At 71.8% G+C, this 6,013-nt stretch carries 8 protein-coding genes; 3 read left to right on the top strand and 5 right to left on the bottom strand.

What is annotated here, in order from left to right:
- Positions 1–16: 16 nt before the first annotated feature.
- Genes HUU95_RS06345 through HUU95_RS06330 form a run of 4 tightly spaced genes read right to left on the bottom strand, consistent with a single transcriptional unit; the run spans position 17 to position 1,998 of the window.
- Entirely contained in the window at positions 17–334 is a 318-nt protein-coding gene (locus HUU95_RS06345; protein ID WP_174279343.1) for a hypothetical protein, read from the bottom strand.
- 60 nt (positions 335–394) lie between these two features.
- Positions 395–1,273, bottom strand: a complete 879-nt coding sequence (panB, locus tag HUU95_RS06340) for a 3-methyl-2-oxobutanoate hydroxymethyltransferase (protein ID WP_174279342.1) — start codon at positions 1,271–1,273, stop codon at positions 395–397.
- Entirely contained in the window at positions 1,273–1,704 is a 432-nt protein-coding gene (locus tag HUU95_RS06335) for a sugar transporter (protein ID WP_174279341.1), read from the bottom strand. The genes panB and HUU95_RS06335 overlap by 1 nt, the downstream gene beginning before the upstream one ends.
- Positions 1,705–1,716: 12 nt before the next feature.
- Positions 1,717–1,998: a DUF427 domain-containing protein gene (locus HUU95_RS06330; RefSeq protein ID WP_174279340.1), complete on the bottom strand. Its 282-nt coding sequence runs from the start codon at positions 1,996–1,998 to the stop codon at positions 1,717–1,719.
- A gap of 379 nt (positions 1,999–2,377) precedes the next feature.
- On the opposite strand from HUU95_RS06330, the gene HUU95_RS06325 reads away from it, so the two are divergent.
- The gene (locus tag HUU95_RS06325; RefSeq protein WP_174279339.1) at positions 2,378–2,872 is read left to right on the top strand and encodes a hypothetical protein; all 495 of its coding nucleotides are present in this window, start codon (positions 2,378–2,380) and stop codon (positions 2,870–2,872) included.
- A 24-nt stretch (positions 2,873–2,896) separates the two neighbouring features.
- On the opposite strand, the gene HUU95_RS06320 is transcribed toward HUU95_RS06325, so the two are convergent.
- A complete protein-coding gene (locus HUU95_RS06320) occupies positions 2,897–3,259 on the bottom strand; it encodes an arsenate reductase (RefSeq protein WP_174279338.1) in 363 nt (120 codons plus the stop codon).
- A gap of 120 nt (positions 3,260–3,379) precedes the next feature.
- Between HUU95_RS06320 and HUU95_RS06315 the strand changes: the two genes are divergently transcribed.
- Complete coding sequence (locus tag HUU95_RS06315) at positions 3,380–5,422, top strand: NAD(+) synthase (RefSeq protein ID WP_174279344.1); 2,043 nt, start codon at positions 3,380–3,382, stop codon at positions 5,420–5,422.
- Between the two features lie 127 nt (positions 5,423–5,549).
- Positions 5,550–6,013, top strand: a 464-nt coding sequence (locus HUU95_RS06310; protein WP_174279337.1) for a CDP-alcohol phosphatidyltransferase family protein, incomplete at its 3' end; no start/stop codon positions are given.

Here is a 6,013-nt window from a genome sequence, read left to right as displayed (position 1 = left end):
CCGCCGCCGAGGTCGGTTACGTCCGCGCCGGCCGGTACCATGCCCGTAACGAGAACGTCGTAGCCGTCGTCGCTGCGCAGCCCTGCGCCTGCCGGTCCTGCCCGGCGGCGGCCTGGTCGTACGCGGCCTGGAGCTGCTCGCCCTCGCGGCCGGCGACCTGTTCCTGGTGCGCGCGCCACCACAGCCAGCCGGCGAAGGCGGCCAGCGCGACGAGCAGCGCGACGATGCCGACGCGGCCCCAGCGACGCCAGGCGGCGACCAGCTCGTCGCGACGCAGCTCGTCATCGACCTCGCGCAGGAAGGCGTCGTTCGCGGGCACGGGCGGCTTGGCCAAGGACTACTCCGACAGGGGTAAGGCGCGGCGCCTAGCCGAAGCCCCGCGCGAGCGAAAGGGTCAGCGCCGGTCGGGATAGACCTGATCGGGGCCGGGAAAGGCGCGGGCGCGGACATCGGCGGCAAAGGCGGCGGCGGCGGCGTCGATCGCGGGGCCCAGCGCGGCGAAGCGCTTGACGAAGCGGGGCACGCGCTCGAACAGGCCCAGCATGTCCTCGGCGACCAGCACCTGGCCGTCGCACGCGGCGGACGCGCCGATGCCGATGGTGGGGCAATCGACCGTGCGCGTGATCGCCACCGCGATCGACTCGACGACGCCCTCCACCACCAGGGCAAAGGCGCCGGCCTGCGCGACCGCCTGCGCGTCGCCGACGATCTTGTCGGCCTCGTCGGGCGTGCGGCCGCGCGCGCCGTAGCCGCCGAGCTGGTTCACCGCCTGCGGGGTGAGCCCGACATGGCCCATGACCGGGATGCCGCGTTCGGACAGGAAGCGCACCGTGGGGGCCATCGCCGCGCCGCCCTCCAGCTTGACCGCGGCCGCGCCGGTCTCCTTGAGCAGCCGCGCGGCGGACCCGAACGCCTGTTCGGGCGACGCCTCGTAGCTGCCGAACGGCATGTCGATGACGACGGCGGCGGCGAACGAGCCCCGCACCACGGCGGCGCCATGCGCGGCCATCATCTCCAGCGTGACCGGGACGGTGGACGGCAGGCCATAGACCACCTGCCCCAGGCTGTCGCCGACCAGCAACAGGTCGCAATGCGGATCGAGCAGCTGCGCGGTCCGCACGGTATAGGCGGTGAGCATCACGAGCGGCGCGCCCGTCCCCGCCGCGATCGCCGCCTTGCGCGCGCGCACCGCCGGGATGGTCAGCCGCTTCATCGGCGCCGCGACGGGAGTCGCGCGGCTGGTGGCGGCGTCGATGGTGAAGGTGGTGGACATCAGCCGATCCAGCCCCGGCGCGCGGCGTGGCGGGCGAGCGCGATTTCGAGGAGGCACAGCAAGGCGATGACGAGCGGGAACAGCGCGGCGGCGGCGACGCCCTTGACCGCGACGAGGTTGGTCGCGCCCAGCGTCCAGCCGAACAGCAGGGCGATCCCGACCAGCGACACCACGAACCAGCCGAGCGCGTCGCGGCGGCGCGCCACCAGCGCGATCGTGCCGATCAGGCCGGCGACGGTGCCGATGCCATAGGCGAGGATCGTCCAGGCGGGCCGCGAGGCGTAGAGCTGACGGTCATAGTCGCTCATCCGCGCCAGCGCGGCGGGCGTCATCGCGCGATCCATGGCGAAGCTGGCGACGCCGACCAGGGCCCAGAGCAGCAGCAGCACGGCGGCGACCCGGAACCAGAGCGGCGGCGGCGTCCTCGTCATCATGCCCTCCCCTTACGCGACCTTCACGCCCTTCCAGAAAGCGTAGCGGCCGGCAATCTCCTTCGCGGCCGGCTTGGGATCGGGATAGAACCAGGCGGCGTCCGGGTTGCGCGCGCCGTCCACGACCAACGTCTTGTAGCTGGCGATCCCCTTCCACGGGCAGGTCGTGTGGGTGGCGCTGTCCTCGATCAGCGCCGGGTCGATGCTGTCGGCGGGGAAATAGTGATTGCCCTCGACCACGACCGTGTCGTCCGAGCTGGCGATGACATGGCCGTTCCAGGTGGCGGTGGGCATGGGCGGTCTCCTTGCGGGGCAGGTATAGCGGTGCGCGTCGGTGCGGACCAGCGGCGGGAGTTGTTTCACGAAATGGCAAGCTAGCGTCGCGCAACGTGGCGAGATGGCACCGCCGAACCCGACCCGGTCGCCCGACCGCCGTCTGCGCACCATCGCCGCGCTGGGCGCGCTGATGGTGCAGAACGGGTGCACGCGCCCGCGCCCTGCCGATCCGGGGGATCTTGAGGCGAACTTCACGCTCATCCTCTCCGTGGCGACACCCGCGGGCGACCGCACGGCCGCCAGCCCCGTGCGGGTGACCCGCGAGGTGGCGCCGGTGCATTGGTGCGGCTGGATGTGCCCGGGCGCGGACCGGACCAGCTATCGCGGCGAGGCCCCGATGGTGGACCTGCCCGATGGACGCAAGTTGCTCGTCCTGTTTACGCGCACGCCCACCGGCATCGGCCCGCCGGAATGGCTCGCGAACAGCGAAGCGATCCGTGCGGAGCTCACCACCGGACAGGCGCCGCAGCGGAGCGCCGATCGCGACGCGGACGGGGACGGCATGGCCGACCTCCCCTTCTTCTCACCGGTGCCGTACCTCGTCACATTCCGCGACCCGCGCGATCCGGCCAGCATCGTTCAGGTCGACCCGCTCGATCTCGCCGCGACTTTCGGGCGGGGTTATCGCCTGCGCCGCGTCATGCTGAAGCCGCTCGCCGCCGATCCGTTCTCGCTGGGAACCGGCGAGCAGCCGGTCGGACTCGATCCGCCGAGTCGGGTGCTCGCGGCGTTGCCGTGGCTGCGCTCGTTCCGCCAAGCGCCGATCACACGGCCCGACGGCAGCACCCCGTTCCCCGACGACCTCGATCGATCAAGCTTCATCGAGCCTTGAAGGCGCGCTCGGCCGGCAAGATCATCAATGGTCGGTGGCCGTCCGGAGCTGTCGAGCATCACGGGCGGGATCGAAACCGACCAGCAGCGCGTCGCCGTGGACCAGGACGGGGCGACGGATCGCGGACGAATGGGCCAGCATCAGCGAGACCGCGCGGGGAGCGTCGAGATCGGCCTTGTCGGCGTCGGGGAGCTTGCGGAAGGTGGTGCCGGCGCGATTGAGTAGCGATTCCCAGCCGAGGCGGTCGACCCAGGTGCGCAGCGCCTGCTCCGGGACGCCGGCGGTCTTGTAGTCGTGGAACGCGTAGGCGACGCCGGCCGCGTCGAGCCAGGCGCGCGCCTTCTTGACGGTGTCGCAATCGCGGATGCCGTGCAGTGTCACTGTCATGCTGGCCTTGTTTCAGCATCCACGCGCGACGGCAACACGTGCGACCGGCTTGTCAGGCGGCGCACCGCCCGGATGGTGAAATAGGTTCAGCATGACGTGATTCAGGCTTACACCTTTCCCATGCCCCACCCCTTTTACGCCCTCCACCAACACGGGATGATCCGGGTCGCCGCCGCGACGCCGGCCGGCAGCGTGGGCGACGCGCTCGCCAATGCCGACGCATGCATCGCGCTCGCGCGACAGGCGGACGCGCGCGGCGTCGATCTGGTCGTGTTCCCGGAGCTGAACCTCACCTCTTATGCGATCGACGACCTGCACCTCCAATCGGCGCAGCAGCGGTCGACGCATGCGGCGCTGGCGCGGGTGGTGGAGGCGTCGGCCGAGCTGCGGCCGCTGCTGCTCGTCGGCGCGGCGCTGCCCCGCAACGGGCGGCTGTATAATTGCGCGGTGGCGGTGGCGCGGGGACGGGTGCTTGGCGTGGTCCCCAAGACGTTCCTGCCCAATTACCGCGAATATTACGAGAAGCGGTGGTTCGCGTCCGGCGCCGGGCTGACCGGGCTGACGATCGAGCTGGCGGGCGTGGCGGTGCCGTTCGGGACGGACCTGCTGTTCGCGGCGGACGACGTGCCGGGCTTCGTCGTTCATGCCGAGATCTGCGAGGATTACTGGGCGCCCACCCCGCCCTCGACGCTCGGCGCGCTGGCGGGCGCGCTGGTGTGCTGCAACCTGTCGGCGTCCAACATCGTCGTCGGCAAGGCGCGCGAACGGGCGATGCTGGCGGCGGCGCAGTCGGCGCGGGGGGTGTGCGCCTATGTCTACTCCGCCGCCGGGCCCGGCGAGAGCACGACCGACCTGGCCTGGGACGGCGAGGGGCTGATCCACGAACTGGGCGAGCAGCTGGCGGCGTCCGAGCGGTTCACCAGCGGCGACATGGTGGTGGCCGACATCGACCTGGAGCGGATCGCGCAGGAGCGGACGCGGTTCGGGACGTTCAACGACGCCGCCGCCGGCGCGGGCCATCCGGAGCTGCGCTTCCGGCGGATCGGCTTCCGGCACGAGCCCGCTGATGCCGACCGGGGGCTGGAGCGCGCGGTGCGGCGCTTCCCGTTCGTGCCCAACGACCCCGCCCGGCGCGACGCCGATTGCTACGAGGCGTACAACATCCAGGTCGAGGCGTTGTCCAAGCGGCTCGTAGCGACGGGCGGGCTGAAACTGGTGATCGGCGTGTCGGGCGGGCTCGACTCGACGCACGCGCTGATCGTCGCGGCCAAGGCGATGGACCGGCTCGGCCGGCCCCGCACGGACATCCTGGGCTTCACCCTGCCCGGCTTCGCGACCGGCGAGGGCAGCAAGGCGAACGCCTGGGCGCTAATGCGCGCGCTGCGCGTCACGGCGAAGGAGATCGACATCCGCCCGGCCGCGCAGGCCATGCTGGCGACGATGGGCCACCCGGCCGGAAGCGGCGAGCCGGTCTACGACGTGACGTTCGAGAACGTGCAGGCGGGCTTGCGCACCGATTACCTGTTCCGCCTCGCCAACCAGCGCGGCGCGCTGGTGCTGGGGACGGGCGACCTCAGCGAGCTGGCGCTGGGCTGGTGCACCTATGGCGTCGGCGATCACATGAGCCATTACGGGATCAACGCGGGCGTGCCCAAGACGCTGATCCAGTTCCTGATCCGCTGGGCGATCCGCGACGGCCAGTATGACGCGACGACGGATCAGGTGCTCGCCAGCATCCTGGCGCAGGAGATCAGCCCGGAGCTGGTCCCCGCCGACGCGAGCGGCGCGCTGCAATCGACGGAGGCGACGGTGGGGCCGTACGCGCTCAACGACTTCTTCGCGCATTACGTGCTGCGCCACGGGCTGGCGCCGTCCAAGATCGCATTCCTGTGCTGGCACGCGTGGCGCGACGCGGCGGCGGGGCGCTGGCCGCCCGACTTCCCGGCGGACGCGCGGGTGGCCTACGACCTGCCGACGATCAAATGGTGGCTCGGGCGTTTCCTGCAGCGGTTCTTCGCGGGCTCGCAGTTCAAGCGCTCGGCGCTGCCCAACGGGCCCAAGGTGTCGGCGGGCGGCGCGGTCTCGCCGCGGGGGGACTGGCGCGCGCCGTCGGACGGAACGGCGCGGGCGTGGCTGGAGGAGCTGGCGGCGGGAGTACCGTAGACTCGCTCGCGATCGACTTGGTCACCCGCCTCTGTGCCACCGGCGCCACACCGTAGCGGATCGCGATCCCGCCGGGTGGCGCCGCCGCCTTGCAAAAAGGGGCGCGGGGGCGCAATGTGAAGGCCTGATGACAACGCCTCCCCCGGACGGATCGCGCGATCTCCGGATCGAGGACCCTTCGAACCGCTGGCTGATCCACCCGCTCGCCTCCGCCCTGCTGGCGCCGGCGTTGCGCGCGCGCGTGTCGGCGGACGCGGTGTCGGTGACGGGTCTGGCGCTCGGGCTCGGCGCGGCGGCGGCGTTGAGGTGGTGGCGCTCGCCGGCGGCGGTCGTGCTCGCGCTGTTGCTGATGCTGGCCTGGCTGGTCGCGGACGGGCTGGACGGCAAGGTCGCGCGCGCCACCGGCACCAGCAGCGCCTGGGGCCGTGCGCTGGACGGCATGTGCGATCACCTGGTCTTCGTCGCGGCCTATCTGGTCGTCGCGACCTCGATCGGCACCGCGTCCGGCTGGACGCTGGCGGTGATCGCCGGGATCGGCCACGCGGTCCAGTCCGCGCTGTACGAGGGCGAGCGCCATCGCTTTCACCGCCG

Source organism: Sphingomonas bacterium (assembly GCF_903643065.1).
Taxonomy (GTDB): Bacteria; Pseudomonadota; Alphaproteobacteria; order Sphingomonadales; family Sphingomonadaceae; genus Sphingomonas.
The sequence above is the reverse complement of the archived record's forward strand: the minus strand, read 5'-3'. Positions and strand labels throughout refer to the sequence as shown.